Annotated in this window: 29 protein-coding genes and 2 tRNA genes; 21 read left to right on the top strand and 10 right to left on the bottom strand. The window is 64.0% G+C overall.

The annotated features are described in order from the left end of the window. Positions 1-6: 6 nt before the first annotated feature. Together ACXJKC_RS15320 and ACXJKC_RS15315 are read right to left on the bottom strand one after the other, a co-directional pair. The gene (locus ACXJKC_RS15320; RefSeq protein WP_456697602.1) at positions 7-747 is read right to left on the bottom strand and encodes a PIG-L deacetylase family protein; all 741 of its coding nucleotides are present in this window, start codon (positions 745-747) and stop codon (positions 7-9) included. A gap of 41 nt (positions 748-788) precedes the next feature. Beyond that, on the bottom strand, positions 789-1,370 hold the full coding sequence (locus ACXJKC_RS15315) for a pentapeptide repeat-containing protein (protein ID WP_456697601.1): 582 nt from the start codon (positions 1,368-1,370) through the stop codon (positions 789-791). 164 nt (positions 1,371-1,534) lie between these two features. Here ACXJKC_RS15315 and ACXJKC_RS15310 point away from each other — a divergent pair, with 164 nt between their 5' ends. From ACXJKC_RS15310 to ACXJKC_RS15295, 4 genes are all read left to right on the top strand, one after another. Continuing rightward, a complete protein-coding gene (locus tag ACXJKC_RS15310) occupies positions 1,535-1,681 on the top strand; it encodes a hypothetical protein (protein ID WP_456697600.1) in 147 nt (48 codons plus the stop codon). A gap of 38 nt (positions 1,682-1,719) precedes the next feature. Then, positions 1,720-2,430, top strand: a complete 711-nt coding sequence (locus tag ACXJKC_RS15305) for an FkbM family methyltransferase (RefSeq protein WP_456697599.1) — start codon at positions 1,720-1,722, stop codon at positions 2,428-2,430. Positions 2,431-2,529: 99 nt separating this feature from the next. Further along, positions 2,530-2,603 (top strand) — tRNA-Ile (locus tag ACXJKC_RS15300). A 69-nt stretch (positions 2,604-2,672) separates the two neighbouring features. Further along, complete coding sequence (locus tag ACXJKC_RS15295) at positions 2,673-2,813, top strand: hypothetical protein (RefSeq protein WP_456697598.1); 141 nt, start codon at positions 2,673-2,675, stop codon at positions 2,811-2,813. Here ACXJKC_RS15295 and ACXJKC_RS15290 read toward each other — a convergent pair. After that, complete coding sequence (locus ACXJKC_RS15290) at positions 2,810-3,190, bottom strand: hypothetical protein (RefSeq protein WP_456697597.1); 381 nt, start codon at positions 3,188-3,190, stop codon at positions 2,810-2,812. The genes ACXJKC_RS15295 and ACXJKC_RS15290 overlap by 4 nt on opposite strands. A 115-nt stretch (positions 3,191-3,305) precedes the next feature. On the opposite strand from ACXJKC_RS15290, the gene ACXJKC_RS15285 reads away from it, so the two are divergent. Next, positions 3,306-3,755 (top strand): phosphatase domain-containing protein, encoded by a 450-nt coding sequence (locus tag ACXJKC_RS15285; RefSeq protein WP_456697596.1) that lies wholly within the window; start codon positions 3,306-3,308, stop codon positions 3,753-3,755. A 16-nt stretch (positions 3,756-3,771) separates the two neighbouring features. On the opposite strand, the gene ACXJKC_RS15280 is transcribed toward ACXJKC_RS15285, so the two are convergent. Beyond that, the gene (locus tag ACXJKC_RS15280; protein ID WP_456697595.1) at positions 3,772-4,077 is read right to left on the bottom strand and encodes a GNAT family N-acetyltransferase; all 306 of its coding nucleotides are present in this window, start codon (positions 4,075-4,077) and stop codon (positions 3,772-3,774) included. Between the two features lie 126 nt (positions 4,078-4,203). Here ACXJKC_RS15280 and ACXJKC_RS15275 point away from each other — a divergent pair, with 126 nt between their 5' ends. Further along, positions 4,204-4,713, top strand: coding sequence for a DUF3145 domain-containing protein (locus ACXJKC_RS15275; protein WP_456697594.1), 510 nt, complete (start codon positions 4,204-4,206; stop codon positions 4,711-4,713). Between the two features lie 4 nt (positions 4,714-4,717). On the opposite strand, the gene ACXJKC_RS15270 is transcribed toward ACXJKC_RS15275, so the two are convergent. Next, positions 4,718-5,545, bottom strand: coding sequence for a phosphopantetheine-binding protein (locus tag ACXJKC_RS15270; protein WP_456697593.1), 828 nt, complete (start codon positions 5,543-5,545; stop codon positions 4,718-4,720). Between the two features lie 37 nt (positions 5,546-5,582). Between ACXJKC_RS15270 and ACXJKC_RS15265 the strand changes: the two genes are divergently transcribed. Beyond that, a complete protein-coding gene (locus ACXJKC_RS15265; RefSeq protein WP_456697592.1) occupies positions 5,583-6,539 on the top strand; it encodes an alpha/beta fold hydrolase in 957 nt (318 codons plus the stop codon). Here ACXJKC_RS15265 and ACXJKC_RS15260 read toward each other — a convergent pair. Continuing rightward, positions 6,476-7,612 carry a phosphatase PAP2 family protein gene (locus ACXJKC_RS15260; RefSeq protein ID WP_456697591.1) on the bottom strand — a complete coding sequence of 379 codons (1,137 nt, stop codon included), beginning with the start codon at positions 7,610-7,612 and terminating at the stop codon, positions 6,476-6,478. The genes ACXJKC_RS15265 and ACXJKC_RS15260 overlap by 64 nt on opposite strands. A 50-nt stretch (positions 7,613-7,662) precedes the next feature. Further along, positions 7,663-10,419 (bottom strand): pyruvate dehydrogenase (acetyl-transferring), homodimeric type, encoded by a 2,757-nt coding sequence (gene aceE / locus ACXJKC_RS15255; protein WP_456697590.1) that lies wholly within the window; start codon positions 10,417-10,419, stop codon positions 7,663-7,665. 127 nt (positions 10,420-10,546) lie between these two features. Between aceE and ACXJKC_RS15250 the strand changes: the two genes are divergently transcribed. From ACXJKC_RS15250 to ACXJKC_RS15240, 3 genes are all read left to right on the top strand, one after another. After that, on the top strand, positions 10,547-10,933 hold the full coding sequence (locus ACXJKC_RS15250; protein WP_456697589.1) for a DUF3052 domain-containing protein: 387 nt from the start codon (positions 10,547-10,549) through the stop codon (positions 10,931-10,933). Positions 10,934-10,957: 24 nt separating this feature from the next. Beyond that, a complete protein-coding gene (locus tag ACXJKC_RS15245) occupies positions 10,958-11,419 on the top strand; it encodes a peroxiredoxin (RefSeq protein WP_456697588.1) in 462 nt (153 codons plus the stop codon). Positions 11,420-11,600: 181 nt separating this feature from the next. Then, positions 11,601-11,677 (top strand) — tRNA-Val (locus ACXJKC_RS15240). A 56-nt stretch (positions 11,678-11,733) separates the two neighbouring features. Here ACXJKC_RS15240 and ACXJKC_RS15235 read toward each other — a convergent pair. Further along, positions 11,734-12,186, bottom strand: a complete 453-nt coding sequence (locus ACXJKC_RS15235; RefSeq protein ID WP_456697587.1) for a hypothetical protein — start codon at positions 12,184-12,186, stop codon at positions 11,734-11,736. Positions 12,187-12,238: 52 nt separating this feature from the next. On the opposite strand from ACXJKC_RS15235, the gene ACXJKC_RS15230 reads away from it, so the two are divergent. Together ACXJKC_RS15230 and ACXJKC_RS15225 are read left to right on the top strand one after the other, a co-directional pair. Then, positions 12,239-12,925 carry a HEAT repeat domain-containing protein gene (locus ACXJKC_RS15230; protein WP_456697586.1) on the top strand — a complete coding sequence of 229 codons (687 nt, stop codon included), beginning with the start codon at positions 12,239-12,241 and terminating at the stop codon, positions 12,923-12,925. 471 nt (positions 12,926-13,396) lie between these two features. Beyond that, the gene (locus tag ACXJKC_RS15225; RefSeq protein WP_456697585.1) at positions 13,397-13,693 is read left to right on the top strand and encodes a putative quinol monooxygenase; all 297 of its coding nucleotides are present in this window, start codon (positions 13,397-13,399) and stop codon (positions 13,691-13,693) included. A 45-nt stretch (positions 13,694-13,738) separates the two neighbouring features. Here ACXJKC_RS15225 and ACXJKC_RS15220 read toward each other — a convergent pair whose 3' ends face one another. Then, complete coding sequence (locus tag ACXJKC_RS15220) at positions 13,739-14,035, bottom strand: hypothetical protein (protein WP_456697584.1); 297 nt, start codon at positions 14,033-14,035, stop codon at positions 13,739-13,741. A gap of 99 nt (positions 14,036-14,134) precedes the next feature. Here ACXJKC_RS15220 and ACXJKC_RS15215 point away from each other — a divergent pair, with 99 nt between their 5' ends. Beyond that, on the top strand, positions 14,135-14,365 hold the full coding sequence (locus tag ACXJKC_RS15215) for a DUF2283 domain-containing protein (RefSeq protein WP_456697583.1): 231 nt from the start codon (positions 14,135-14,137) through the stop codon (positions 14,363-14,365). Between the two features lie 85 nt (positions 14,366-14,450). Here the strand turns inward: ACXJKC_RS15215 and ACXJKC_RS15210 are convergent, their stop codons facing one another. Continuing rightward, positions 14,451-15,626, bottom strand: a complete 1,176-nt coding sequence (locus tag ACXJKC_RS15210) for an MFS transporter (RefSeq protein WP_456697582.1) — start codon at positions 15,624-15,626, stop codon at positions 14,451-14,453. 162 nt (positions 15,627-15,788) lie between these two features. Between ACXJKC_RS15210 and ACXJKC_RS15205 the strand changes: the two genes are divergently transcribed. The 8 genes from ACXJKC_RS15205 to ACXJKC_RS15170 all read left to right on the top strand — a co-directional run bounded on the left by ACXJKC_RS15205 (position 15,789) and on the right by ACXJKC_RS15170 (position 24,631). Beyond that, positions 15,789-16,472 carry a FadR/GntR family transcriptional regulator gene (locus tag ACXJKC_RS15205; RefSeq protein WP_456697581.1) on the top strand — a complete coding sequence of 228 codons (684 nt, stop codon included), beginning with the start codon at positions 15,789-15,791 and terminating at the stop codon, positions 16,470-16,472. A gap of 94 nt (positions 16,473-16,566) precedes the next feature. Then, complete coding sequence (locus ACXJKC_RS15200) at positions 16,567-17,361, top strand: adenylate/guanylate cyclase domain-containing protein (protein WP_456697580.1); 795 nt, start codon at positions 16,567-16,569, stop codon at positions 17,359-17,361. A gap of 21 nt (positions 17,362-17,382) precedes the next feature. After that, on the top strand, positions 17,383-18,903 hold the full coding sequence (locus ACXJKC_RS15195; RefSeq protein ID WP_456697579.1) for an ABC1 kinase family protein: 1,521 nt from the start codon (positions 17,383-17,385) through the stop codon (positions 18,901-18,903). Positions 18,904-18,968: 65 nt separating this feature from the next. After that, the gene (locus ACXJKC_RS15190) at positions 18,969-19,757 is read left to right on the top strand and encodes a putative protein N(5)-glutamine methyltransferase (protein ID WP_456697578.1); all 789 of its coding nucleotides are present in this window, start codon (positions 18,969-18,971) and stop codon (positions 19,755-19,757) included. A 2-nt stretch (positions 19,758-19,759) separates the two neighbouring features. Beyond that, positions 19,760-20,269 carry a ClbS/DfsB family four-helix bundle protein gene (locus ACXJKC_RS15185; RefSeq protein ID WP_456697577.1) on the top strand — a complete coding sequence of 170 codons (510 nt, stop codon included), beginning with the start codon at positions 19,760-19,762 and terminating at the stop codon, positions 20,267-20,269. Positions 20,270-20,306: 37 nt separating this feature from the next. Then, positions 20,307-21,443, top strand: coding sequence for a hypothetical protein (locus ACXJKC_RS15180; protein ID WP_456697576.1), 1,137 nt, complete (start codon positions 20,307-20,309; stop codon positions 21,441-21,443). 42 nt (positions 21,444-21,485) lie between these two features. Beyond that, positions 21,486-23,597 (top strand): RecQ family ATP-dependent DNA helicase, encoded by a 2,112-nt coding sequence (locus tag ACXJKC_RS15175; protein WP_456697575.1) that lies wholly within the window; start codon positions 21,486-21,488, stop codon positions 23,595-23,597. Between the two features lie 23 nt (positions 23,598-23,620). Next, a complete protein-coding gene (locus tag ACXJKC_RS15170) occupies positions 23,621-24,631 on the top strand; it encodes an aldo/keto reductase family protein (protein ID WP_456697574.1) in 1,011 nt (336 codons plus the stop codon).

The following is a 24,631-nucleotide window of genomic DNA, read 5'->3' as shown; positions in this document are numbered from 1 at the left end:
CGTCGGTCATTCCCCCCAGGCCAACGAGAACACTTCGAAGGGTGCCGCGTGGGTGACTCCGAGACGTGATCCGTTCGGCTTCGACATCCCTTCGAGCATCTCTGCGGGGTCGAAGTTCTCCCAGCCGAGTCCGTCGATGTAGGCCTTGTGAGCCTTGAGCGATTCCACGCCACGCTCGAATGTGTCGGTGGTGTCGACTGCGTGTGCACTGTCGGGTGAGCCAGCCGCCCAGACCTGTTTGACCCCGCCCCACGGTTCAAGGCCCTCAACGATCTGTTCGGTGAAGACCCAGCGGTTGCCGGCATCACCTGCCGCGTTGAGGCTGGCCCGTCCGACCGCCATGTGATCGGGCTGATTGGGCGCCGAGCCGCCCCACGTCTCGCGGAAGTTGTTGGTGATGATGATCTCCGGCCGGTGGGTGCGCACAGCCCGAGTGATCGCGCGGCGCAGCGACACGCCGTATTCGAGCACGCCGTCGGGCAGGCCGAGGAAGTCGACGGTGTCGACGCCGACGATCTTGGCCGACGCGATTTGTTCGTCCATCCGGACCTTGCGGCATTCGTCGGGTGCGAGGCCGTCGATTCCCGCCTCGCCGCTTGTGACCATGCAGTACACGATCGTCTTGCCCTGGTCGGTCCAACGCGCGATCGCGGCCGCAGCGCCGAACTCGACGTCATCAGGATGTGCCACGACGACGAGCGCGCGTTCCCAGGTCTCGTCGACCGGCTCAAAAGGTTTCGGCTTCATGACGTCAGGCTAAGCCCGCAGAGGCCTGTTGGCAGCCTCATTCAGCCTTTTACGGCGATGCCAAGGTGTGCCGCCAGTAGTGGAGCAAGTAGCGACAGCTGCATATCGCTGATGGTGGCGCCCCTCAAGGACGCGATCCCGTCGATCTGCCGCAGCTCCAATCCTCGAAGGTCGACGTTGGACAGCGAGGCTCCGGTCAGGCTGAGGACGCCCACCTGACAATCGACGAACTGCACCCGTTCGAGTTTTGCCGACGCGAGGTCGAGCTCCTCGATCGTGCAGGAATCGAATCTGACGTCGACCAGTTCGGAGCCGCGCAGATTGATGAATCCGAGTTTGGAATGGGAGACTTCGACTGATCTCCACCGAGTGTCGTACAGATCGGCCGATCCCAACCGCGAGCGGCCGATCGAGACATCGGTGAACCGGGTGCGGGCGGCCGTGAACACCGGTGCATTGAGCTGCTCGATCGTGGCGTCGCTGAAACTTGCCGATCGAAAGTTGGTCTCGTGAGCCGACAGCCCGTCGATCGCGCACTCGGTGATCGTGACGGCGGCCAGATTTCGCCCGTCGAGCACCAGGCTCTCGAAGCTGAGTCCTTCAGCGAGGGCACCGGGCTCCAAATCATCGGCCGTGCCCGGTGAGAGATCGGCCAGTTTGACGGGGTCTATGCGGGGGAGAAGCGGGTTTCGGGAGGCGGGGGATGGTATGAGGGGACTCTAGGCGGCTCCGACGACAGATCAGCGAGCCATGTGTAGACAGCGCCGAATCGGGGTAAGGAGACAGTATGGTTTTAGTTCTTCTGCTGATTCTTCTGGCCCTCGTTACCGGCGTCCTCGGCGCGATCATCAAGGGCGCGTTCTGGCTGTTCATCTTGACCGTGGTCTTCCTGGTGGGCGCATTCTTCGTCGGTCGATCTTCGCGCGCTTCCTAGCCAATTTGTAGGAGCGGGAGTGCCGTACTCTTGCGGACATGCAGGTACCCGACCGCGTACAGCGAGTCCTCCGGAAGTTCAACGTGCAAATCACGCACTACACCTTCACCCCTGCATCGCGGCGTGCTCGAATTCTCGCCGACTATGGCATCGCCGACTTGATCGACGTCGGAGCCAACACCGGGCAGTACGCGCAGGAAGTGCGATCTCATGGGTATGCCGGCAGGCTGTGGTCATTCGAGCCGTTGGGGGCGCCCTACGCGCTACTCGCCGCATCGGCAGCGGAGGACCCCGCTTGGCGATCGTTCAAGACAGCCGTCAGTGACCGACGAGCTGATCTCGTGCTGCATGTCTCGGAGGACGACACGTTCTCGTCCGCGATCCCGCTGGCATCGTCCGAGGGTCGCCCTGCTGCAGTTCAAGTAGGAACCGAGACGGTCCAGGCCGATACTCTCGACAACATCGTGCCGACCTTGGGTGATCTCCAGGGCCCACTTGGACTCAAAGTCGACGTTCAGGGACACGAGAGCGCAGTATTCGCCGGCGCGACCGAGACGCTGAAGCGGGCTGAGTTCCTCGAGTTCGAAATGTCGTGTGTCGAGATCTATCAGGGTCAGGATCTCCTGCCCGCAATGATGCAGCAGATGTACGACCAGGGATTCGTACTTGCCCACCAAGATCCCGCTTGGGTGATGGACAACGGGCGCAGCCTGCAAATGAACGGCATCTTTGTGAGGTCGACAACCTGACGGCTGCTCGGTTGCCGGGGCACATGTCGACTCAAACCCCGCACCGGTACGCTCAATCTTGCGGAAACACCCTCGGTACTCAGAGGGGATTCTCGCCCAGGGGCGGTAGCTCAGCTGGTTAGAGCACGGGACTCATAATCCCTTGGTCGCGGGTTCGAGCCCCGCCCGCCCTACAAGTGTGGCCCCGCAAGGCCGGATCGACCTGATTTGCTTTCCCTGTGGAAGTGACTATGGTCCGGAGCATGTTGCCCCAACACCTCCAGGTCGGTATCGCGCTCTGGGTGCTCGGATTCGCCTTCGTCGTGGTTGATCTCGTGGCGTTGGGCGTGATCATGATCAGCGGTGCAGCATGCCTGACCCTCGCGGGTTGGGTCAGGCGCTAGGTCACCGGTGACGGAGGCCGCGTTGCGGGCGTTTCCTGGAACCAGCTCCAGAGTGTCTTCGCGCTGCCGAAGAGAACTGCCGCGAACAAGCTCTGGCATACGATGCCGAACAGCGAGATCCCGCCGATTGTCGTCATAACCGTCCAGTTCACAGTGACGTCGACTGTCATGACGGAGAGCGCCGCGACGATGCCGATTCGGCGCCGCAGCAGCAACAATGCTGCGGTCAAGGGGTCGAGGATCGTCAGTGAGAGCCAGAACAGACGTACCCCCGCCGGAAAGTCCGCATAGGTTTGGGTTCCGCCGGAAATCACGTCGATGGTGTGTGTGGCCGTGCCGACCAGGAATCCGGTGATCCACACGACGAGGATCGTCATTCGGAAGCGCTGGGATGGCATCTACTCCAACTTTCGAAACAAGCACGGTCGCCACCGTGGAAGGGTGACGACCGCTGTATCGGCTTAGAAAGGGCCGACCTGGTCTTAGCGTACCGTGACCCGTCACACTGGTGACATGCGCGATGCGGTGATCTTCGACATGGACGGCACACTGTGCGACACGGCGGGCGTCGTCCACCTGATCGAGGGTGACGACAAGGACTATGCGGCCTTCCATGCCGGCTCGGCCGACTGCCCACCGCATCAAGCTGTGGCCGAGGCGGCACGTGCCCAGCGTGACTTGGGCCGATCGGTCCTGGTCGTGACCTCGCGCGAATTCATCTGGCGAGATCTGACGCTCGACTGGCTCGTCGCGCATGAGATTCCGTACGACGGGCTCTACATGCGGATCGTCGGCGACTACCGCAAAGATGTCGCGATCAAGACCGACATCTTGAAGCAGATCGCCGACGATGGGTTCACAGTGCTCGAAGCCTGGGACGACAAGGCCGATGTGATCGAACTGTGGCGCGAGAACGGTATCGAGGTCCACGTCGTCGAGTGACGGGGGTCTCCAAGGGCTACAGATCGAACGTTGCGCGCTGATCGGCAGGCACGAGATCGAGGAATTCGGGGTTGTCCCGGATGACCTTGGGAACGAACGGGCAGTACGGGAGCACCGTGCCACCGCGTGCGGCGATCTGCGTCAATGCTCCGACGATGAGCTGGCCGCCGACTCCCCGCCCCTCGAATTGAGGGAACACCCGGGTGTGGGGGAGTGCATACTCGTCACCGTCTTTGCGGTAGTCGACGTACCCGGCGAGCTCTTCATCGATCGTGATCTCGAAGCGAGATGCTGCCGGATTGTCCTGCACGGTTGTCGTCATGCGACATTCTCCTGACGTGAGATGTTGTCCGCGAACACCAACGTACGTCACAATGGTCTCAGGTGCTCCCGAGACGCTGGGGAAGGCGACACTAGGGAGGCACCGATGGCTGTTACAACAAGAAATATGTCTTCGCCGACGATTCAGACGCGGGGAGTGCTGTTCGTGCACTCGTCCGCGTCGGCGCTGTGCCCGCATGTCGAGTGGGCCGTGGCCGGTGTGCTGGGTGGCACGCCTGATTTCGCCTGGGTGCCGCAGCCGGCAGAGCCCGGGACGTACCGGGCCGAACTTTCCTGGCAGGCAGCCGCCGGTACCGCTGCGACGCTGGCCTCAGCGCTGCGGGGGTGGGAGCAACTGCGATTCGAAGCCACGGAGGAGCCCACCGCGTCGACCGAGGGCGCGCGTTACTCCTACACCCCCAAGCTGGGCATTTTCCACGCCATGACCGGGCTGCACGGTGATGTCCTGATCCCTGAGGACCGCATCAAGGCATTCCGGGTCAAAGCAGCCCTGGGCGAGGTCGACCTGGAGACGGCGCTGGACGGCCTACTGGGCGTCGCGTGGGATGCCGAGCTGGAGCCGTTCCGTCACGCAGGCGACGGAGCCCCGGTGCGCTGGCTGCACCAGGTGATCTGAACCGTCAGCCGATCGTGACCTTCACGACGGGCGTCGACTTGTTTGTCGTCTTGTTGGTGACGCGGAACTCGCGCTGACCCGTCCGGGACGTGTAGAGCTCTGTTTTGAAGGCGCCGCCCTCACGGGTCGTCGTCTCGATCGGGAAGTCATCCCAGCCGGAGCCTGATTCGCGGACCTCGACCTGCAGCTTCTCGCCGGGGCTGCTGAGCGGGAACGTACCGGAAAGGATGAATCGTTGTCCGGGGGAGACCTGGTTGTCGGACGCTTCGATCGATGGCAGCGGAACCTGGGTGTCGGACGTCGGCTCGGGCGTGGGGGTCGGACTCGCCGACGGTGTCGTGGGTGCCGGCGTGGGGGCCGAGATCGGCGGCAGGTCGACCGACTTCAATCCGGTGGCACTGACCAGGGCCGCGCCACCGAATGCGACCAGAGCGCCGATGACGATGCCGATGAACGCGAACTTGGCTACGAAGCCGCCTGCCCGGAGACGTCTGCGGTTCACCTGCTCGGGACTCATGGTGCGGAGGACTTGTTGATTCGGCGGCTTCGGGGAGGTCGGGGCGGCAGCCTTCGGACCAGGCACGGCCTTGGCGCCGTCGTGATTGACTACGGCGTCGATTGCGTCCTGAACCGTGCGCAGCGAATCGATCGTCTCGTCCGAAAGATAGACGTTGAAGCGACGACCGAGCTCCTCACCGACTTCGACGATCGTCAAGGAGTCGGTTCCCAACTCCTTGAGCGATGCGTTCGGGGTGACGGCATCGGCACGACAGTTGACGACGCGTACGAGAATGTCTGTCAGCTGTTCGCGGACCGAGGACGAGGAGGGCACGACGTCATCTTACCGAGCCCACCTCTAGGATGGATCGATGCAGAGCGTCGAGGACGTCCAGTACGTCGTGGTGCACGGTTATCGCCGGGCATTTCGCGTCGCCGGGTCCGGACCGGCGCTGTTGCTGCTGCACGGACTCGCGTGTGATTCCTCCACGTGGTCCGAGGTCATGCCAGAGCTGGCCGAGCACTTCACGGTCATCGCCCCCGATCTCTTGGGGCACGGTGAGTCGGACAAACCGAATGCCGACTATTCGCTGGGCGGCTACGCCAACGGCATGCGCGACCTGCTGACGGTGCTGGGCATCGAGAAGGTCACCGTGGTCGGCCACAGTTTCGGCGGCGGGGTCGCGATGCAGTTCGCCTACCAGTTTCCCGATCGCACTGAGCGTGTCGTCCTGGTCTCGACCGGCGGGCTCGGCAAAGAAGTCTCGCCATTGATCCGGCTGCTGACCATCCCAGGCAGCGGTGCGGCGATCGCTGCCGCGACGTTCCGCCCGTGGCGGCCGTGGGTCAGTGGGGGACTGAAGACGCTGTCGCGCCTGCCCCTGAAGGCGACCCGTGATCTCGGCGAGGTGGCCCGGATCTACGAAGGACTGGCCGACCCGGCACAACGTACCGCGGTACAACGGGTCACGAGCCATGTGCTCGACTGGCGCGGCCAGTTCGTGACCATGACCGATCGCAGCTACTTGGCCCGGTTGATGCCCGTTCTGGTGATCTGGGGTCGCGACGACATGGTCATCCCGGTGTCCCACGCCGAACTTGCCCCGACCCAGATCTCCGATGTCCACGTCCTGGACGATTCAGGACATTTCCCGCATCAGGATCATCCGGCCGAGTTCAGCCGCATCGTCATGGACTTCATTGCCAGGAGCAGCCCGGCGACATATCACCGTGGCCGGTGGCGGGCGCTGCTGCGTCGCGGCGATCAGTTCGAGCTGGAGAGTGTGCCGGACGAGCCGCTCGAAGCGACCGGACCTGCGATCAGCTGAGCGTCGACCTCGACGGGTGTCGGCTCAGCAGCTTCGGTCGCGGCCAGGCGTTCGGCCTTCTTGCGCTTCTGGCGGCGGGTATTGCCCGTCACGAACGCGCCGACCCACACCGCGATACCGCCGATCGCGAGACCGCCGACATCATCGGCCACGTAATGCCAGCCGAGGTACAGCGTCGCGAGGATCGTGAAACCGAGGTAGACCCAAGCGATATAGCGGATCATCCGGGCGATGCCGGCGTAGTGCAGGAAGAGAGCCAGGGTGAAGACCACCGATACGTGCAATGACGCGAAGGCGGCAATTCCGTAGATCTTGTCGCCCTGTGGATCCGCGATGAACTTGGCACCGTTGCTGAACAACGAATATTGCAATTGAGTCGCACCGGTGTCGGGCAGGTCGTAGAACATCGTCGGCTGTGAGAACGCCGGCCCCGTCGAGGGCAGCATGTAGTAGCTCGCGGTCCCGAGCACCCAGTTGAGGCTCACCGCAGTGGCGTACCAGGCACCCACCGTGATGTCGCGGTGCAACACGAGGACGGCCGCGACCGTGATGGGAACGACCGGCAGATACAGGACATACAGCGCCGCCAGGATCTGCGACATGACATCGGTGCCGAAGAAGTTGTGCAGCACGTCGGCCGGATTGTTACCGAAGAACAGCCAGTGATCCATCGTGAGCAGATCGTGATCGTACTTCGTGTGATCAGTCAGCAGCGGCAGATAGCTTTTGAGATTGCGGTAGCTGACGTAGCAGACGTAGAACACCAACATGCCGGTCGTGACATAGCCGACGCGCTTGAGATCCCATTCGTTCCTGATGATCGACTTCAGACCCGAGAACGTGTTCTTGATCCCGTAGCGGTATGCCGCCTGCGGTCCGATCACCGCCGAGAAGATCAAGAGCCCTAGAAGAGGCAGACGGATGTACGCGGGCCCGAGGAACCCCTCGGGGTCCTTCAGGCCCACGTTCAGATCCTGTGAGTAGTAGATCGCAGTGGCACCGACCGCAATCGACAGGCAGAACGCAAATGCGTACGGCCAGCGGAGGAAGGCAGCAAAGGACCGTTGAAGCATGGAGGTCATCTTAAACCGCCCCACTGAGAGTTTGTTGTGAGGTGTGATCCTCAGGCGTCTCCGCCCACCTGTTCGACACCTGCAACGGCGGTCGGATCGTCGATGCGGAATCGCAAGAACGCCTCGCGGACTGTGTCAGGTGTCACAGAGCCCTGTTGGGCCAGCGACTGCAGCACGCTCACGACGATCGACTCGGTGTCGATCTGGAACTTGCGACGGGCCGCCGCGCGGGTATCGGCGAAACCGAATCCGTCAGCACCCAGCGACTGCCACGGACCGGGCACCCAACGAGCGATCTGGTCGGGGACAGCGCGCATGTAGTCGCTGACGGCGACCGTGACGGCGCTGGAGTCCATGAGCTTGACCGTGATGTACGGCATCCGGCTGTACTCGCCCGGGTGGTTGAGATTCCACTGCTCGGCAGCGATCGCGTCGCGGGCCAGCTCATTCCACGAGGTGACCGACCAGACGTCGGCGGCGACTCCGTAGTCCTCTGCCAGGATCTCCTGAGCTTTGAGGGCCCACGGGACCGCGATGCCCGAAGCCATGATCCGTGCGGGCAGCGTGCCGGCGGACGCCTTGCGGTAGATGTAGGCGCCCTTGAGGATTCCTTCGACGTCGACATTCTCCGGTTCGACCGGCTGGTGCAGTGCTTCGTTGTAGACCGTCAGGTAGTAGATGATGTCCTCGCCGTGCGGGAAGGCATCGGTCGAGCCGTACATACGCTCGAGTCCGTACTTGACGATGTGGCTGATCTCGAAGCTGAACGCCGGGTCGTAGTGCACGACAGCCGGGTTGGTCTGCGCGATGAGCGGTGAGTGACCGTCAGCGTGCTGCAGTCCCTCACCGGTCAGTGTCGTGCGGCCGGCGGTGGCACCGATCAGGAAGCCGCGGGCCAGCTGGTCGGCCATGGCCCAGATCGAGTCGGCGGTCCGCTGGAAGCCGAACATCGAGTAGAACATGTAGACCGGGATCATCGGTTCGCCGTGCGTCGAGTAGGCGCTTCCGGCCGCGATGGCCGAGGCCATTGCCCCGGCTTCGCTGATGCCTTCGTGCAGGAGCTGGCCTTGTGCCGACTCCTTGTAGGCGAGCAGCAGCTTGCGGTCGACCGACTCGTACGTCTGGCCGGCCGGGTTGTAGATCTTGGCCGACGGGAACATCGAATCCATCCCGAACGTCCGGTACTCGTCCGGCGCGATGGGCACGATCCGGCGACCCACCTCGGGGTCCTTCATCAGATCGCGAAGGAGCCGGACGAACGCCATCGTCGTGGCGATCTGCTGCTTGCCGGAGCCCTTCTTGAGCTCGTCGTAGACCGAGGCGTCGGGCAGCTTGACCGGCGTCGGGTTGACGACGCGCTTGGGCAGCGATCCACCAAGGGAGTCGCGCCGAGCCTTCATGTACTTGATTTCTTCGCTGTCCGGGCCGGGGTGGTAGTACGGCGGCAGTGCATCGCCGTCGATCTGCTCGTCGGTGATCGGGATGTTGAGACGGTCGCGGAAGCCCTTGAGGTCGTCCTTGGTCAGCTTCTTCATCTGGTGGGTCGCATTGCGGCCCGCGAACGATTCGAGGAGCCAGCCCTTGATCGTGTGCGCCAGGATGACGGTCGGCTGACCCGTGTGCTTCTGCGCGGCCTCGAAGGCGGCGTAGACCTTGCGGTAGTCGTGGCCGCCGCGGGGGAGACGCTCGATATCACCGTCGGTCAGGTGCTCGACCATCTTCTGCAGGCGCGGGTCCGGCCCGAAGAAGTTCTCGCGGTTGTACGCGCCGGTCTCGACCGAGAGGGTCTGGAACTCGCCGTCGGGCGTGCGGTTCATCTGGTTGACGAGCGCGCCGTCGGTGTCGCGGGCGAGCAGATCGTCCCACTCACGTCCCCACACGACCTTGATGACATTCCAGCCGGCGCCACGGAACGTCGACTCGAGTTCCTGGATGATCTTGCCGTTGCCTCGCACCGGTCCGTCGAGCTGCTGGAGGTTGCAGTTGACGACGAACGTCAGGTTGTCGAGCTCTTCGCGGGCAGCGATACCGATCGCGCCGAGCGACTCGGGCTCGCCCATCTCGCCATCACCGAGGAACGTCCAGACCTGCTGCTGGCTCGTGTCCTTGATGCCGCGGTTGTGCAGGTAGCGGTTGAACCGCGCCTGGTAGATCGAGTTGATCGCGCCGAGTCCCATCGAGACGGTCGGGAATTCCCAGTAGTCCTGCATGAGGCGTGGGTGCGGGTAGGACGACAGACCGTTGCCGGCGCCGTGCGAGTGCTCTTGGCGGAAGTTGTCGAGCTGCTTCTCGCTGATGCCGCCCTCGAGGAACGAGCGGGCGTAGATACCGGGCGCAGCGTGACCCTGGAAGTAGATCTGGTCGCCGCCGCCGGGATGGTCCTTGCCGCGGAAGAAGTGGTTGAAGCCGACTTCGTAGAGGCTCGCCGCTGACTGGTACGACGCGATGTGGCCACCCACGCCGAGACCGGGACGGTTGGCGCGCGACACCATGACGGCCGCGTTCCACCGGATGTACGACCGGATGCGGCGTTCGATCGCTTCATTGCCTGGGAACCAGGGTTCACGTTCGGGCGGGATCGTGTTGATGAAGTCGGTGCTGCGCAGACCGGGCACGCCCACGTTCTGTTCGCGGGCACGTTCCAAAAGCTTGAGCATGACGTAGCGCGCGCGGCTGCGACCGCGGCTGTCGATCATCTCGTCGAGCGAACTGACCCACTCCGATGTCTCATCGGGGTCAATGTCAGGCAACTGCGTCGGCAGACCCTCATGAATGACGGGTGGACGTTCCTGACCGGATTGCGGCATCTTTACTCCCAGGTTGTCTTGTGGACGTGTCCATCATTCCACCCCGGGTTCGCTACTGTGAGACCGGCAACATACTTCAACAACCTACTTTTCAGTAGGTTTCATCGAACTTGAGGAGATCACACCGGTGGACGCGGGCAAGCTGGGCTTTGGTGCTGACACCGTCATCCAGGAGCTGGGCTGGGACGAGGATGTCGAAGAAGAACTACGTCTCGACATCGAGCGCCAGACAGGTAACAACCTGGTCGACGGAGACTTTGGCGAAGACGTCGACGGCGTCATCTTGTGGTGGCGTGACGGAGACGGTGATCTGACTGATGCGCTGGTCGATTCACTGACAGATCTGGTCGAAGGCGGATCGGTCTGGTTGCTGACTCCCAAGGTGGGGCGTGACAACTACGTTCCGGGAGCCGATGTCGTCGAGGCGGCGGAAATCGCAGGGTTGTCGGTGACGACGACGTCGTCTGCAACCCCTGATTGGGCGGCTACGAGGCTTACTGCGCAGAAGCGCTAGATCTTTCATCGATACGCCTGGGACATGACTCTCAAGCTCGGGGAGCTGGCCCCGGAGTTCACGCTCAAGAGCCAGCACGGGGAGGACATCTCGTTGTCCTCTTACCGAGGCGACAAGTCTGTGGTCCTGGTTTTCTTCCCCTTCGCTTTCAGCGGCGTCTGCACCGGCGAGCTTGCCGAGTTGCGCGATAACGTCGACGAGTTCACATCCCGCGACGCCGAGATCATCGCGGTGTCGTGTGACTCATTTTTTTCGAATCGGGTCTTTTCCGATCGGGATGAGTTCGGCTTCGCGGTGCTGAGCGACTTCTGGCCGCACGGTGCGGTCTCGCGGGCCTACGGCACGTTCAACGAAGAAATCGGCGCGCCGAATCGCGGCAGTTTCGTGATCGATCGTGACGGGATCTTGCGGTGGCAGGTCATCAACGATCTCGGTGAATCACGTGATCTCGCGGCATATCTGACGGCGCTTTCGACACTCGCATGAGTTGGTTTCCGTCGATTCGATAATTCTTTTCAAAACCGCTGCGGGTGAGCCTGCGGATACGGTTTGATAGGCATGCTGCGGCTGCCAGGGACCCGAGACCTTGGCAGCCGCCGCTTGTGTGTGGCGGCTGTGCCAGTTGGTGCTTGTGTGGTTGATTGCGGTACTGTTCCGCTGGTTCTGCGGGCGAATAGCTCAGTTGGTTAGAGCATCCGGTTTACACCCGGAAGGTCGGGGGTTCGAGTCCCTCTTCGCCCACCATCAGGTCCGCACGTCGGGGTTGAACAGATGTTGAACGGCCCGGCTTTAGGCAGTCTCTAGTCGAGGTTGCGCGGAGCCGTCGCCGGCGATCGCCGCCCGAACGGCGTGGGCCAGGCGCCGAGCGCCAGCACGGCAAGAACCGTCTGGATCAGCCCGGTAGCAAAGTAGATGGCGTGCAGGGGTGACCAGGCGAGGATGATCGCGATCTCTGCAAAGATCCAGATCATCATGACCAGGCCGGCCGCGGCGTGCATGCCCCATGCCGCAGCAAAGCGTCCGCGCTGGGCGATGAGCGCGAGAGCCTGGCCGCCGCCGACGACGACGCCGAGGAACACGCCGGGCCAGAAGTAGGACGCGAATCCTGTCCCGTCGAGCCACTCCGGCGGTAGGCCGAGCCCGCCACCGACGGTGAGCCCCACCATCCCGATCAGCGCCGAGACCAGATTGAACCCGGCCACGACCGGTAGAGCGACGCGAAAGAAACGGACCGGGGACTGCTCAGCCTTCACGCCATCATGATAGGTCCAGGCGATGCCCCGGTTGGAGCAATAGCATGGCCTCATGGCAGTGACTGACGCCTGGGAGACCAGCTTGCAGGACATGGATCGCTCGGCGTGGCCGGCCTACGTGGAAGCAAACTCCGGGCTGCCCGGCCCTCGTGCGAACCTCTCACTGGTCGCCGCCGTGGCCCGACTCGCCGACGAGTCTGACATCGACGTCCTTATACGAGATGGCGGCGAGTACCAGTCGATGTGTGCGGCGGCTGCTCTTGGACGCCGCGCTGACCGGGCCGGATTCGAAGAACGGGCTCGCTCGCTGGCTGTTGACGATCGCTGGCGCGTGCGAGAGGGGGTCGTCATCGGTCTGCAGCTCCTGGGCGATGCGGCGCCTGGTGCGCTGATCGAACTCTTGCGGAAATGGGCGGACGATCCCGAGTTCCTGGTCCAGCGCGCAGCGATTGCAGCAATCTGTGAGCCGAGGCTGCTGAAGGCCGGAGGCGCCGCAGCTGTCGCAGTCGACCTCTGCCGCAGGTGCACGCTGAAACTCGCCACCCTTCCGACGGACAGCCGGACGAGCGCTGACGTCCGGACGCTGCGACAGGCGCTGGGCTATTGCTGGAGTGTGGCGGTCGCTGCTGACCCTTCGCCTGGACTAGCCGCGTTCAAGGCACTCGACATCGCTGATCCGGACGTCGGATGGATCGTGAAGGAGAATCTTCGAAAGAAGCGTCTCTCAGCGCTGTTGTAGCCCGTGACGGTTTCGGACCCTCAGGGCGCTTTCGCTGATGCTCAGATAGGGCACTCGGACTGCGTCGGGAAAGTATCGCGCCTCAACCTGCTCAACGAGCCATTGGTGGAACGCTTGCGCCCACTGCCTGGCCGTAACCGTCTCGTCGGACGACCACGGTTGCTGCCAAGGGCTAGACGGTAGCGGGACGTGCAGACCGAACCGCTCCCCGCTCGACCGCACGATGAACTGAATGTCAATCAGCCCGGAATGGTGCTCGCTGATGTCCGTCAGCTTGATTTTCGTATCGGAGCCCTCACTCATCGCGAGGTCGGCGAGTTCCGATACGACTGCGTCATCCGTAGGTGCCATGTTCGATGGTCCCACGGCGTCACTTGCCCCCCGCAGCAGTTGGCCTGCCGCGGGGTTGAGTGTCTCTTCGACCGCGTGACACGGGCGGCGGGGCATCTCCGCGTCTGGGAGCATGGGCGTATGGGTGATCAGTCGATCCGGGTTCTTGTGGAATGTCGTATCGAGTCTGAGGACCTGCAAGACGCCCTTGACGTCTACCGTGAGTTGATCTCCAAGACACGCCAAGAGGCTGGTTGCATCAGATACGAAATTCTCCAGCTGCGTGAGGATTCTCATGAGTTCTTGTTGGCCGAGGAGTGGGAGTCGCAGGAGCATCTCGACGCGCATACCCGCACCGAGCACTTCGTCCTCGCGATGGCCATGCTCGAAACGCTGGAAACGGCCAGACCTGCGTTGATCTATCAACCATTGTTGTGACGCCGACGGCTAATCCTGATTCCGGCTCGGGGGAAGCGGAGACAGCTATCGGTTCCACTGCCAGTCTTTGAGTCGTGAGTGGATGACCAAGTAGCTGAGGTGCAGTTCGGGGTATCCCCCTTCGGCTTCGAGTTGGGCTTTGCAAGCCTTCGCCACATCTTCGTCGAAAAAGGCACCCAATTGGACCGTGGCGCCGTCCTCGTCCTGGTATTCAACAGCGCACGCCAGAAGCGGCGTGCGATAGCCGTTGGGAAGTCTCATCACGAACGAACGCCACGTTCGGACGTTCCAACGGCCCACGCGTAGCCGTGCCCCATGCCTGTCGACGTCCAGTTCAATCACAGATGCAGACTACTCAGGCACAAGTACGCCGTGCCGGGGAAGCGCTTCGGGGTACTGGCGGCGTCGCAGATAGTTCTTCACCGCAGGTAGCGTTCACGTATGACCACATGCGATCGGACAGTTGTGGTGTCACACGATCAAGAAGCCGATGCCGCGTATGTCCAGTTCCCGGGGTTCGAGGGCGAGACGTACCCCACGCAAATTGTCGTTGAGGACGATCGCCTCGAATCCATGATCGTCCTGGATTTCACCGCGTCGGGGCAACTGGCTGGAGTGGAAGTTGTCGGCGTCTCGCCGGTTCTGGATGATCGGATGCTTCCGCCGAGCTGACGGATATCAGGCCTGCGGTCTACGTGGGTCGCCGAACGCGGCGATGGCCACTGAGGTCATCGCCGCGTCGACCGTGCGAGTGTTCCTAGGCACGCCGCTCTTTGAGCGTGAACGACATGGCGAATCCGATCACGAGTAGAGCCACGATGATGGCGAACACGGACTGCACATTGGTCCGGTCCGCGATCTGGCCCATCAGGGGGCTGACCAGCCCGCCCAGGGAGAGGGTCAGACCCAGAGTGACGCCGCTGGCCACGCCGATCCGGTTCGGCAGATACGAATGCGACAACGTGATCTGCGCGGCGAACGGGATGAACAGCGAGACACCGAGAACGGCCGTGGCGATCGTTACGAGCAGTGCGGACGGCGCCAGCACAATGGCCAGGGTCGAGATTGCCGCCGCCAGATAGCCCGCTCGGACGACACGCAGGCGTCCCAGATGATCGGCCAGCCAGCCACCCGACAGCGTCCCGATCGCACCGGCGGCGGGGAACAGCGACAAGGCGACGGCCGCCTGGCCGGGGGTCGAGTCGAATCGTTCGATCGAGTACAGCGAGATGAACGTCGACGTCCCGACGTACGCGATCGACCAAGTGGCCAATACCGCGGTGAGCCAGGCGAATGCCCGCCAATCGTCGGGCAACTCGCTCCTCGAGGACGTGCGGGTGGCAGCGGAAGTGTGGGCAGCGCTGAACAGGTCGCGCCAAGACACTGCGGCGTAGACCGCTCCGAGCGCGATCGCGGGAATCATCAGCAGGCCGGTGCCGGCCAGGCCGAACCAGCCGACGACGATGAATACTGCCGGAGGGGCGAGGGCGACACCGACGTTGCCGCCCACGGAGAACAGGCTCATCGCCTTGCTCGTGCCGCTGCCGGCTTCTCGGGCCTCGACCGTGGCTGCCGGGTGGTACGCGGCCACGCCGACGCCGGAGATCGCGATGACGAGCCACACAGCGATATAGGAGTCGGAGAGCATGCCGCTCAGCGACACCCCTGCTCCGGCCACGAGGAGGCCGGCCAGACTCATCCAGCGCATGCCGTATCTGTCGGTGAGGAAGCCGAAGCAGGGTTGGGCAATGCTCGATAATGCGGTCGCAGCCAAGGTGATACCGGCGATCGCGGCATAGCTGTAGTGGGCATGGAGCACGAAGTAGGGCAGTAGTGCCGCGACCGCCCCGGTGTAGAAGTCGTTGGCGGCATGGGTTGCGGTCAGCGCCCAGAGCGCTGCTCGGTTCTTGGTGGGCGGTGGTGCCAAGGTCACGGGAGTGATCCTCTCGGTCGTCTGAAGGAAGATGACCGGCGCCAGAACACACTCCGCAGCCAGGGAGGCCGGTCTGGCTAGTCCCTGCAGCGGCAACTAAGAAGGAGGATCACGGGGTAGACTGTACACAACTCCTCAGACAAGTAGCGAAGTAGGTATCTAGTGACACAAGTCAGGCGCGCTCCTTTGGCCGATCAGGCCGCCGATCTCCTCCTGGAACGCATCCGCTCCGGAGAGTGGCCGTTGGGCGCCAAGCTTCCGGGCGAGACGACATTGGGTCCCCAGTTGGGGGTGGGGCGGTCGACGGTCCGTGAGGCGATCCGACAGCTCGCAGGCAGGGGAGTGCTGGCCACCCGGCAGGGCGCAGGCGTGTTCGTCACGGCTCTCGACGTCGCGGAGGACTGGGATGTCGTCTTGCGTCGCACCGACATCGTGTCGGTCATCGAGGCGCGTGTCGCGATCGAAACGGAGGCCGCCGCGCTGGCGGCCGAGCGGCGGACCCCGCAGGATCTACGTGCGATCCGCCGAGCGCTGGCCCAGCGGGAGGGGCATCGAGAGCTGGCCGACTACGTCGATGCCGACATGCGTTTCCATCGTGCCGTGGTTGCCGCGGCGCACAATCTGATCTTGCTGGAACTGTTCGACAGCTTCGTGCCGAGGTTGCGAGAGGCGATGATCGAGATGTTGCGGATCAATCGTCCTCTGGACGATCAGACCGACCACGGGGCGCATGCCGAACTTGTCGAGGCGATCGCGGATCGGGACGAGCAGCGGGCGGCGCGTTCGAGCCGCGAGCATTTGGCGCTACTCAAGCAGGGACTTCAAGGGCAGGGGCGCTCGCGATAGTCGGGGTGCAGGAAGGTCCCGGTGATCAAACCCGTCGGCACCTGATCCGTCGAAAAGCCGCTGAACGCCTCGAACGGGCCGATACCGTGGGCGCGTGACCGTGCTCGAGATCGTCCTCGCCGTGCTGGCGGGTGCACTGAGCATCGCCCTGGCGGCGGTGAGCGTGATGCTCGTGAAGACCCGGAAGCAGGTGGGTCAACTCACCGAGCGGCTCGAACGTCCCAGATTGGTGCCGAGACCGTCGGATGCTGTGCGGACCGTGGTCGGCACAGCGATCAAGGTCAGGGATCGTGGCATCGGCGGCGCGATCCGCAGTTCGATCGACGACCTTGCTCTCTGGGCCGATGTCGAACGTCCCGACCTGGCTCGGCTGGGATCGGACGACGGCACCGTGACGATCTTGTTCTCCGACATCGAGGACTCGACGAGTCGTAACCACGACCTGGGTGATCGTCGGTGGGTCCGGCTGCTGGCCAAGCACGATCGGGTGTTGCGCAAGGCGATCGATGCGCACGCGGGACACGTGATCAAGACCCAAGGGGATGGGTTCATGGTTGCCTTCGCCGAACCGACCGAGGCGCTCGGCGCGGCGTGCGATATCCAGCGTCAGCTCGCCAAGGTGCGGCCCGGATCGTCGTTGTCCGGTGTTTCGGTGAGGATCGGGGTGCACAAGGGTTCGGCCATCCAACGTGATGGAGATCTGTTCGGGCGCAATGTCGCCTATGCGGCGCGGGTCGCCGCCCAGGCTGCCGGTGGCGAAATCATGATCAGCAGCGCCCTGCGCGAGTCGCTGCCGCACGATGCCGGCCTACTCGAGATGCGGGAAGCAGAGCTGAAAGGCGTGCCCGGTATCCAACGGTTGTATGTCGTGGACTGGCCACATACCTAGAGTATGTGACATTCTTCCGGTATGACCTCATCAGTCGTCACCCCGACCGTCCTGCCGTTGCCGCGCATCGATGTGCTGATCAGACGATCGAGCCGTCTCGCCCAGATCGAGGGCCTGTCCGAACAGGCCCTCCGCTGGCACGACGACGCCGCTGCACGCCGTGTCGTCGTCGCGCGGGATGCGCAGCGATTGGCCGCGCCTCGGTTGTGGCCCGACACGATCGGCTCATTCGTGTCGACCGGTTGGCGGTTGATCACCCTCGCGGCGCCCGGCGCGCCATTTCAACTGCTGGCCGCGGCGTCGGCGTCGGTCGGCCTGCGAGTCGAACCGCCGAATGCGACTGCGGCGACCCTTGCGAGCCCCCAACGCCTCGTCCGCGCGGGCGGGCCGGCCTACGTCAAGCTGGGCCAGTTCATCGCCACCGCCGAGGGCTTGCTGCCGGATGAGTGGGTCAAGGCATTCGCGTGGTGCCGTGACGAGGCGCCGCCCTTGGAAGAGGGGGTCGCGCTGCAGGTCATCGAGCGTGAGCTGGGGGAGCTGCGGCAACGGATCGCATGGATAGACGACGAACCGCTAGCGGCCGGCTCGATCGGCCAGGTGCATCGCGGTCGACTCACCGACGGGACCGACGTCGTGGTCAAAGTCCGCCGCCCCGGCCTGTACCGCAGGTTCCGGGCCGACATCGAGACCCTGGCGTTGGCAGCGGCCATGGCCGAGAAATTTCACGGGACTGCCCGTGCAGCCAATCTGAGCGGATTCGTCGAGCTGTTCGCCCAGCTCGCGCTCGAAGAGCTCGACTTCCGTCTGGAGGCGGCGAATCTCGTCGACTCGACGGCTGTCCTGGAAGACCTCGGTGCCGACCAGATGATCGCGCCGCGGCCGATTCCGGGCATGGTCACCGAACGCGTCCTGGTCATGGAGTACCTGCCTGGCGTCTCGTACGCGCGTCTCGACCCCACCCTCGAGCGCGATGGCGAGAGGTTGCTGCGGCTCGGCATCCAGGGTGTCGTCGAAGCGACTCTCAAGCACGGCGTGTTCCACGGCGACCTGCACGCCGGAAATGTGCTCATCGACCAGCTGACGGGCAGCTTCTCGTTGGTCGACTTCGGCATCACTGGCCGGCTCGACGCCCGTCAACGCGCGGGTCTGGTGCAGTTCCTAGCTTCATGGGCGGTCAACGACGCGGCAGGTCAGATCGAGTCGATGAGGGCATTCGGTGCGATCGACGCGGAGGCCGACGTCGACACTCTGACAGCACAGTTGCAGATCGAGCTCGACCTGCTCGGCGAACGTGCTCACGGTGCGGTGACATTCGACCAACTGGGCATCACCTTGGGCCGTCTGCTGCAGGTGCTCGCCAGCAATGGATTCAGGATGCCCAAGGACCTCGTCCTGTTCTTCAAGAACCTGCTCTACCTGTCGGGCTTTGCTGCCAGCGTCGCACCGCACGCCGACGTACTGGAGGTCGTCCAGGGCATCCTCGAAGACCTCTTCGCAGATCCGGGGTTCGGGGCGCTCGACGGTATCGTCGCTGCTTCTTGACCGAGTCCCGTCGGTGCACCACGCTGCCCGTCGACTTCGGACGTGGTGCTGGGAGAGTGGTGCCCATGGACGCCGGTCAAGTCGTTGCGCGGTTGCGGGCCAGCGGCAGCGTGTACGCCGAGGATGAGGCGGCACTGTTGATCGAAGCGGCGCGTGCACCGGCTGAGCTCGAACAGCTGGTGGTTCGCAGGACGGCCGGAGAACCCATCGAAGTCATCGTCGGGTGGGCTGATTTCTGCGGGCACCGGATCCAGGTCGATCCCGATGTCTTCGTGCCGCGTACGCGGACGGGCATCCTGGTCGAGGAAGGTGCGCGGCTGATCGGGCCCGGCTCGGTCGTGGTCGACCTCTGCTGCGGAACGGGTGCCGTCGGATTCGCCCTGCACTCTCGGGTCGAGGGCATCGCGCTTTACGCCAGCGACCTCGATCCGTCGGCCGTGCGGTGCGCGCGTCGCAATATCGAGCCACTCGACGGTCGTGTTTTCGAGGGCGATCTCCTGTCGGCACTGCCGCCTGACTTGGCCGGGACGATCGACCTGCTCGTCGTGAACGCCCCGTATGTGCCGTCCGACGCGATTGCACTCATGCCGCCCGAAGCGCGCGAACACGAGCCGAATTCGGCATTGGACGGCGGAGCCGACGGGGTCGACTTCCACCGCCGCATCGCTGCCGAGGCGGCGAGCTGGCTCGCACCGAGCGGACATCTGTTGATCGAGACGAGTCCACGCCAGGCGGCACTGACCGAAGATGCGTTCCGGTCCGCAGGGCTGACGACAAGGACGATCGCGTCGGCCGCGATAGATGGCACCGCCGTCCTCGGATACCGTGACGCGCGACGAGAGGACGGGATGTAGTCGTGGCGGTTCCGCAGAACAAGGACGAACTGCTGCACGCCGTCACAGACTCCTATGACAAGCTCGTCGCCGATTTGGGGCGGGTGCCTCCAGAACGCGCGCGTGATGCCTCGATGCCCGGGCACAAAGCCGGTACCGAGATGAGTCCGGCAGATCTGGTGGCCTATCTGATCGGATGGAACGAACTCGTCCTTTCGTGGCACGCCTTGCGGGCTGAAGGCGTCGAGCCGGAATTTCCCGCACCGGGTTATGCCTGGAACGAACTGGGCGAATTGGCACAGCAGTTCTACGCCGATCACGCGGACGCTTCCTGGCCTGAGCTGTTGGACCGATTCGCCTCGGCGAAGGCTCGGATCGTCGAGTTGATCGAGGGGCTCAGCGATGTCGAGCTGTACGGATCGCCGTGGTACGGCAAGTACACGGCCGGGCGGATGATCCAATTCAACACCTCGTCGCCGTATGTGAACGCTCGTGGGCGCCTGAGGACTTGGCTGCGCCAGAACGCTCTCTGAACCTCCCCGGCGGCAGCTCTGTGCCATCATTCGAGACATGAGGTCACCGGCAGTCGTGTCCGTTCTTGTTGCCGTCATGCTGGGCGGATGCGCAGCCGGCTCGCAGGAGGCGCCGCCGTCGAAGACCTCCGCTTCTCCGACCGCCGAGGCGATGATGGATCCGGCCACCGCCACCGCGCTGCGGGAGGGTACGGATTTCGATGTTGTCGGCGAGCTTCCGGGCATGGTCGACGGAAGCCCGACCTATTGGTCGGCCGCGGATTCGGAGGGATCGGTCTTCGGCCAGATCATGGTGCCCGACCCGAAGGCCGATCCAGGCAGTATGGGGGAGGTCGGCTACTACGCCCAACCGGTCCTGCTCGACCCGGCGTCGAAAAAGCTCACCCGTCTGACCCCAGTGCGTGACAGTGGACGGACGATGCAGATCACCGGTGCTGACGTCGACGACACCTGGGTCACCTGGCTGGAATCGGCTGTCGCACATGTCGGCAGTGGCCAATGGAAGCTCTATTCGTACGAACGAAGCACAAAGAAGGTACGGTTGCTCGGCTCGTACCAGGAACCGGTTGCCGGCACTGATTCGACTCTCGACTACGAAGCAAAGCCGGAGATCGTCGGCAGCGATGTCGTCATGAGCATCATGTCGGACAGAGGAACTGATCGGCGCAACACCATACTCAGCGCCCCGCTCGACGGATCGAAGCCGCTGGCCGTCCTGATCGACGGGGCAGTCGATCCGGACGCCGACGAGGGCGGATTCAGCTACGTCCAGGGCAAAAACGACCTGATGTACCGCGATGGCCGAACAGGCGAGTCGAAGCGGATCCACGCCGGTGCCGGCCGGTGCCAGTTCTATCGGGCCGGCATCCTCCTGACGTGCGATCAGAAGGCTGGACGTACCGAAGTCACGGTAGGCACTACTACGGATTCGGATGTGTATGGTCCGTTCGGGTCAGACGTCGGCTATGTCGACCTCACGGGTGGCTGGGCGACACTGGTGGATCACCGTGACAACGCGGACACGACCTACGCGATCAACATCGCCACGTCGAAGATTTATCTGGCGACGAAATCACAGGTCGGCTGGGATCTCCTGGGCCATGGTTTCGCGAGTGTCAGGCCGCCGGGCGGGAAGGACTCGTCCAAGGGAGGCGAACTCATCAAGCTGCGCTGACGCCGCGGTGCCGTTGTCGGAGCCGCCTGACACGATGCACCTATGCCCTCGATGACGACAACCGAGACCGATGCCACCGCCGCGCTGCGTCAACTGACGGGGCGTGACGACGCGGTCTTCCACGACGGCCAGCTCGAAGCCATCGAAGCGCTCGTCGACGCTCACCGTCGCGCGCTGGTCGTGCAGCGCACGGGTTGGGGGAAGTCCGCGGTCTACTTCATCTCGACACTGCTGTTGCGGCAGCGAGGCGCCGGACCGACGCTGCTCGTCTCACCCTTGCTGGCGTTGATGCGCGACCAGGTCGCTGCGGCGGCACGCGCGGGAGTACGTGCCGTGGCGATCAACTCGGCCAACGCACATGAATGGGAAGAGACCCGGGCCAAGCTGGCCGCGGACGAAGTCGACATCTTGCTGGTATCGCCTGAGCGACTCAACAACCCGCGATTCCGTGACGAACAGCTGCCTGCGCTGATCGAACGGATGGGCATGCTCGTCGTCGATGAGGCGCACTGCATCTCCGACTGGGGCCATGACTTCCGCCCGGATTACCGGCGTCTGGCCGAACTGATCACGCAACTGCCAGCTGACTTGCCCGTGCTCGCGACCACCGCGACGGCCAATGAGCGCGTCGTCACCGATGTCGCCGAGCAACTGGGCGGTGCCGAGCAGGTGCTGACCATCCGGGGCTCGCTGGCGAGACAGTCCCTGCGACTGGGCGTTCTCGAACTTCCCGGAGCGCGCGACCGTCTCGGCTGGTTGTTGAGCCACCTGGCCGATATGCCGGGCAGCGGAATCATCTACGCCCTGACGGTCTCGGCAGCCGAAGACACCGCCCGGCTGCTCCGCGAGGGTGGGCATGCCGTGCGCGCGTACACCGGTCGCACCGATCCGGAGGAGCGCGAAGAGCTCGAGCGGCAGCTCAAGGACAACGAGATCAAAGCACTGGTGGCGACCAGCGCGCTCGGAATGGGCTTCGACAAACCGGATCTCGGATTCGTCATCCATCTCGGTGCGCCGTCGTCGCCGGTGGCCTACTACCAGCAGGTAGGCCGTGCCGGACGCGCCACGGACCACGCCGACGTCCTGCTCTTGCCCGGACGTGAGGACAAGGACATCTGGACCTACTTCGCGACGTCCTCGATGCCGAGCGAGGAGCGGGCGGCCGCCGTGATCGGAGCCCTCGGCGAGGCCCCACTCTCGACCCCGGCACTCGAAGCGCGAGTCAACCTGCGCCGTACCCCGCTCGAGTTGCTGCTGAAGGTCCTCGATGTCGATGGCGCGGTCCGACGTGTGCAGGGCGGCTGGGTCTCGACGGGAGTGCCGTGGGTCTATGACCGTGAACGCTACGAACGGATCTCGGCGGCCAGATCGGCCGAGCAGCAGTCGATGCTGACCTATCAGCATGCCAAGACGTGCCGGATGGAGATGCTCCAGCACGATCTGGACGACAGCACCGCAGCGGCATGTGGGCGATGCGACAGCTGCACGGGTCCCTGGTATCCCACAGATCTCGACGCGCGCGCGACTCAGGCGGCCTCCAGCACGCTCGACAAGGTCGGCGTCGAACTCGAACCGCGCGCCCAGTGGCCGTCGGGCGCGCAGCGCCTCGGAGTCGACGCCAAGGGCAAGATCGCCATCGATGAACGCGCCGAGACAGGACGCGCTGTCGCCCGGCTGACTGATCTCGGCTGGGGCGGGGTGCTGCGTGATCTCTTTGCGGCAGGCAGCGCCGACGCCCCGATCACCGACGAGCTGCTGGGCGCCTGCGTGCGGGTACTCAAGGATTGGGAGTGGACCGAACGTCCGGCCGCCGTGGTGAGTCTGCCCTCGCGCTCACGCCCGCAGCTCGTCGATTCGATGGCACGCGGCATCGCCCGGATCGGTCGGCTGACCGATCTCGGTTCCCTCGACTTCGTGGGGGAGCGGGCGAGCAGCGGTCCCGGTGGCAACAGTGCTTACCGGTTGGCCGATGTGTGGGGCACGTTCTCCGTCGGGCCGGCGCTGGCCGACGGATTGCAGAATCTGGCCGGCAAACCCGTGCTGCTGATTGACGACCGGGCCGACAGCCGGTGGACCATGACGGTGGCCGCACGTGAGCTGCGCAGGAATGGTGCGGGTTCGGTCCTGCCCTTGGCGTTGGCTGTGGTCGGCTGACGTGCGGTTGTACGTTGGACGGTATGGAGCATAGATACCTCGGCAGCAGCGGCCTCAAGATTTCCGAGATCGCGTATGGAAATTGGCTCACCCACGGCTCACAGGTGGAGGAGGACGCTGCGACGGCCTGTGTCAGACAGGCTCTCGAAGAGGGCATCACGACGTTCGACACGGCCGATATCTACGCCAACACCAAGGCCGAGTCGGTTCTGGGTCGAGCGTTGGCGGGGCAGCGGCGTGAGTCGCTGGAGATCTTCACCAAGGTCTACTGGCCGACCGGCCCGGGCGGCCCGAATGACTCGGGCCTGTCGCGCAAGCACATCATGGAGTCGATCAACGGCTCGCTGACCCGGTTGCAGACCGACTACGTCGATCTGTACCAGGCTCATCGGTTCGACATCGAGACGCCGCTCGAAGAGACCATGCAGGCCTTCGCCGACGTCGTGCGTTCGGGCAAGGTGCTCTACATCGGCGTCTCGGAGTGGACGGCCGAGCAGATCCGCGATGGCCAGGCGTTGGCTCGCGACCTCGGCTTCAGCCTGATCTCGAGTCAGCCGCAGTACTCGATGCTGTGGCGGGTCATCGAGGACGAGGTCGTGCCGACGTGCGAAGAACTCGGCATCGGCCAGATCGTCTGGTCGCCCATCGCGCAGGGCGTGCTGACCGGCAAGTACAAGCCCGGACAGCCCCTGCCCGAAGGCTCACGCGCGACCGACGACCAGGGCGGAGCCGAGAACATCGGCCGTTGGCTGCGCGATGACGTGCTCGAGGCCGTCGCGCGCCTCGAACCGATCGCGGCCGCGGCTGATCTGACGATGGCCCAGCTGGCCGTTGCCTGGGTGCTACGCAATCCCAATGTCTCGGCCGCGATCATCGGCGCATCCCGGCCCGAGCAGGTCACCGACAACGTGCGGGCGTCAGGAGTGCTCCTCGGCGATGACGTGATGTCGGCGATCGACGATGCTCTCGGCGATGTCGTGATCCGTGACGCCTCGCTGACTGCCAAGCAGACGCCACAGTCCCGGCCGTCCTGA

This window comes from Aeromicrobium sp. P5_D10, from assembly GCF_054049535.1.
This window is presented reverse-complemented; position numbering and strand designations above follow the sequence as displayed.

Excerpts from the sequence above, each read along its gene's own strand:
- ACXJKC_RS15170 (WP_456697574.1), top strand. The coding sequence starts at position 23,621 with ATGGAGCATAGATACCTCGGCAGCAGCGGCCTCAAGATTTCCGAGATC.
- ACXJKC_RS15265 (WP_456697592.1), top strand. The coding sequence starts at position 5,583 with ATGCAGAGCGTCGAGGACGTCCAGTACGTCGTGGTGCACGGTTATCGC.
- ACXJKC_RS15225 (WP_456697585.1), top strand. The coding sequence starts at position 13,397 with ATGGGTGATCAGTCGATCCGGGTTCTTGTGGAATGTCGTATCGAGTCT.
- ACXJKC_RS15320 (WP_456697602.1), bottom strand. The coding sequence starts at position 747 with ATGAAGCCGAAACCTTTTGAGCCGGTCGACGAGACCTGGGAACGCGCG.
- ACXJKC_RS15190 (WP_456697578.1), top strand. The coding sequence starts at position 18,969 with ATGGACGCCGGTCAAGTCGTTGCGCGGTTGCGGGCCAGCGGCAGCGTG.
- ACXJKC_RS15230 (WP_456697586.1), top strand. The coding sequence starts at position 12,239 with ATGGCAGTGACTGACGCCTGGGAGACCAGCTTGCAGGACATGGATCGC.
- ACXJKC_RS15175 (WP_456697575.1), top strand. The coding sequence starts at position 21,486 with ATGCCCTCGATGACGACAACCGAGACCGATGCCACCGCCGCGCTGCGT.
- ACXJKC_RS15260 (WP_456697591.1), bottom strand. The coding sequence starts at position 7,612 with ATGCTTCAACGGTCCTTTGCTGCCTTCCTCCGCTGGCCGTACGCATTT.
- ACXJKC_RS15295 (WP_456697598.1), top strand. The coding sequence starts at position 2,673 with ATGTTGCCCCAACACCTCCAGGTCGGTATCGCGCTCTGGGTGCTCGGA.
- ACXJKC_RS15215 (WP_456697583.1), top strand. The coding sequence starts at position 14,135 with ATGACCACATGCGATCGGACAGTTGTGGTGTCACACGATCAAGAAGCC.
- ACXJKC_RS15290 (WP_456697597.1), bottom strand. The coding sequence starts at position 3,190 with ATGACGATCCTCGTCGTGTGGATCACCGGATTCCTGGTCGGCACGGCC.
- ACXJKC_RS15195 (WP_456697579.1), top strand. The coding sequence starts at position 17,383 with ATGACCTCATCAGTCGTCACCCCGACCGTCCTGCCGTTGCCGCGCATC.
- ACXJKC_RS15275 (WP_456697594.1), top strand. The coding sequence starts at position 4,204 with ATGTCTTCGCCGACGATTCAGACGCGGGGAGTGCTGTTCGTGCACTCG.
- ACXJKC_RS15245 (WP_456697588.1), top strand. The coding sequence starts at position 10,958 with ATGACTCTCAAGCTCGGGGAGCTGGCCCCGGAGTTCACGCTCAAGAGC.
- aceE (WP_456697590.1), bottom strand. The coding sequence starts at position 10,419 with ATGCCGCAATCCGGTCAGGAACGTCCACCCGTCATTCATGAGGGTCTG.
- ACXJKC_RS15310 (WP_456697600.1), top strand. The coding sequence starts at position 1,535 with ATGGTTTTAGTTCTTCTGCTGATTCTTCTGGCCCTCGTTACCGGCGTC.
- ACXJKC_RS15280 (WP_456697595.1), bottom strand. The coding sequence starts at position 4,077 with ATGACGACAACCGTGCAGGACAATCCGGCAGCATCTCGCTTCGAGATC.
- ACXJKC_RS15305 (WP_456697599.1), top strand. The coding sequence starts at position 1,720 with ATGCAGGTACCCGACCGCGTACAGCGAGTCCTCCGGAAGTTCAACGTG.
- ACXJKC_RS15180 (WP_456697576.1), top strand. The coding sequence starts at position 20,307 with ATGAGGTCACCGGCAGTCGTGTCCGTTCTTGTTGCCGTCATGCTGGGC.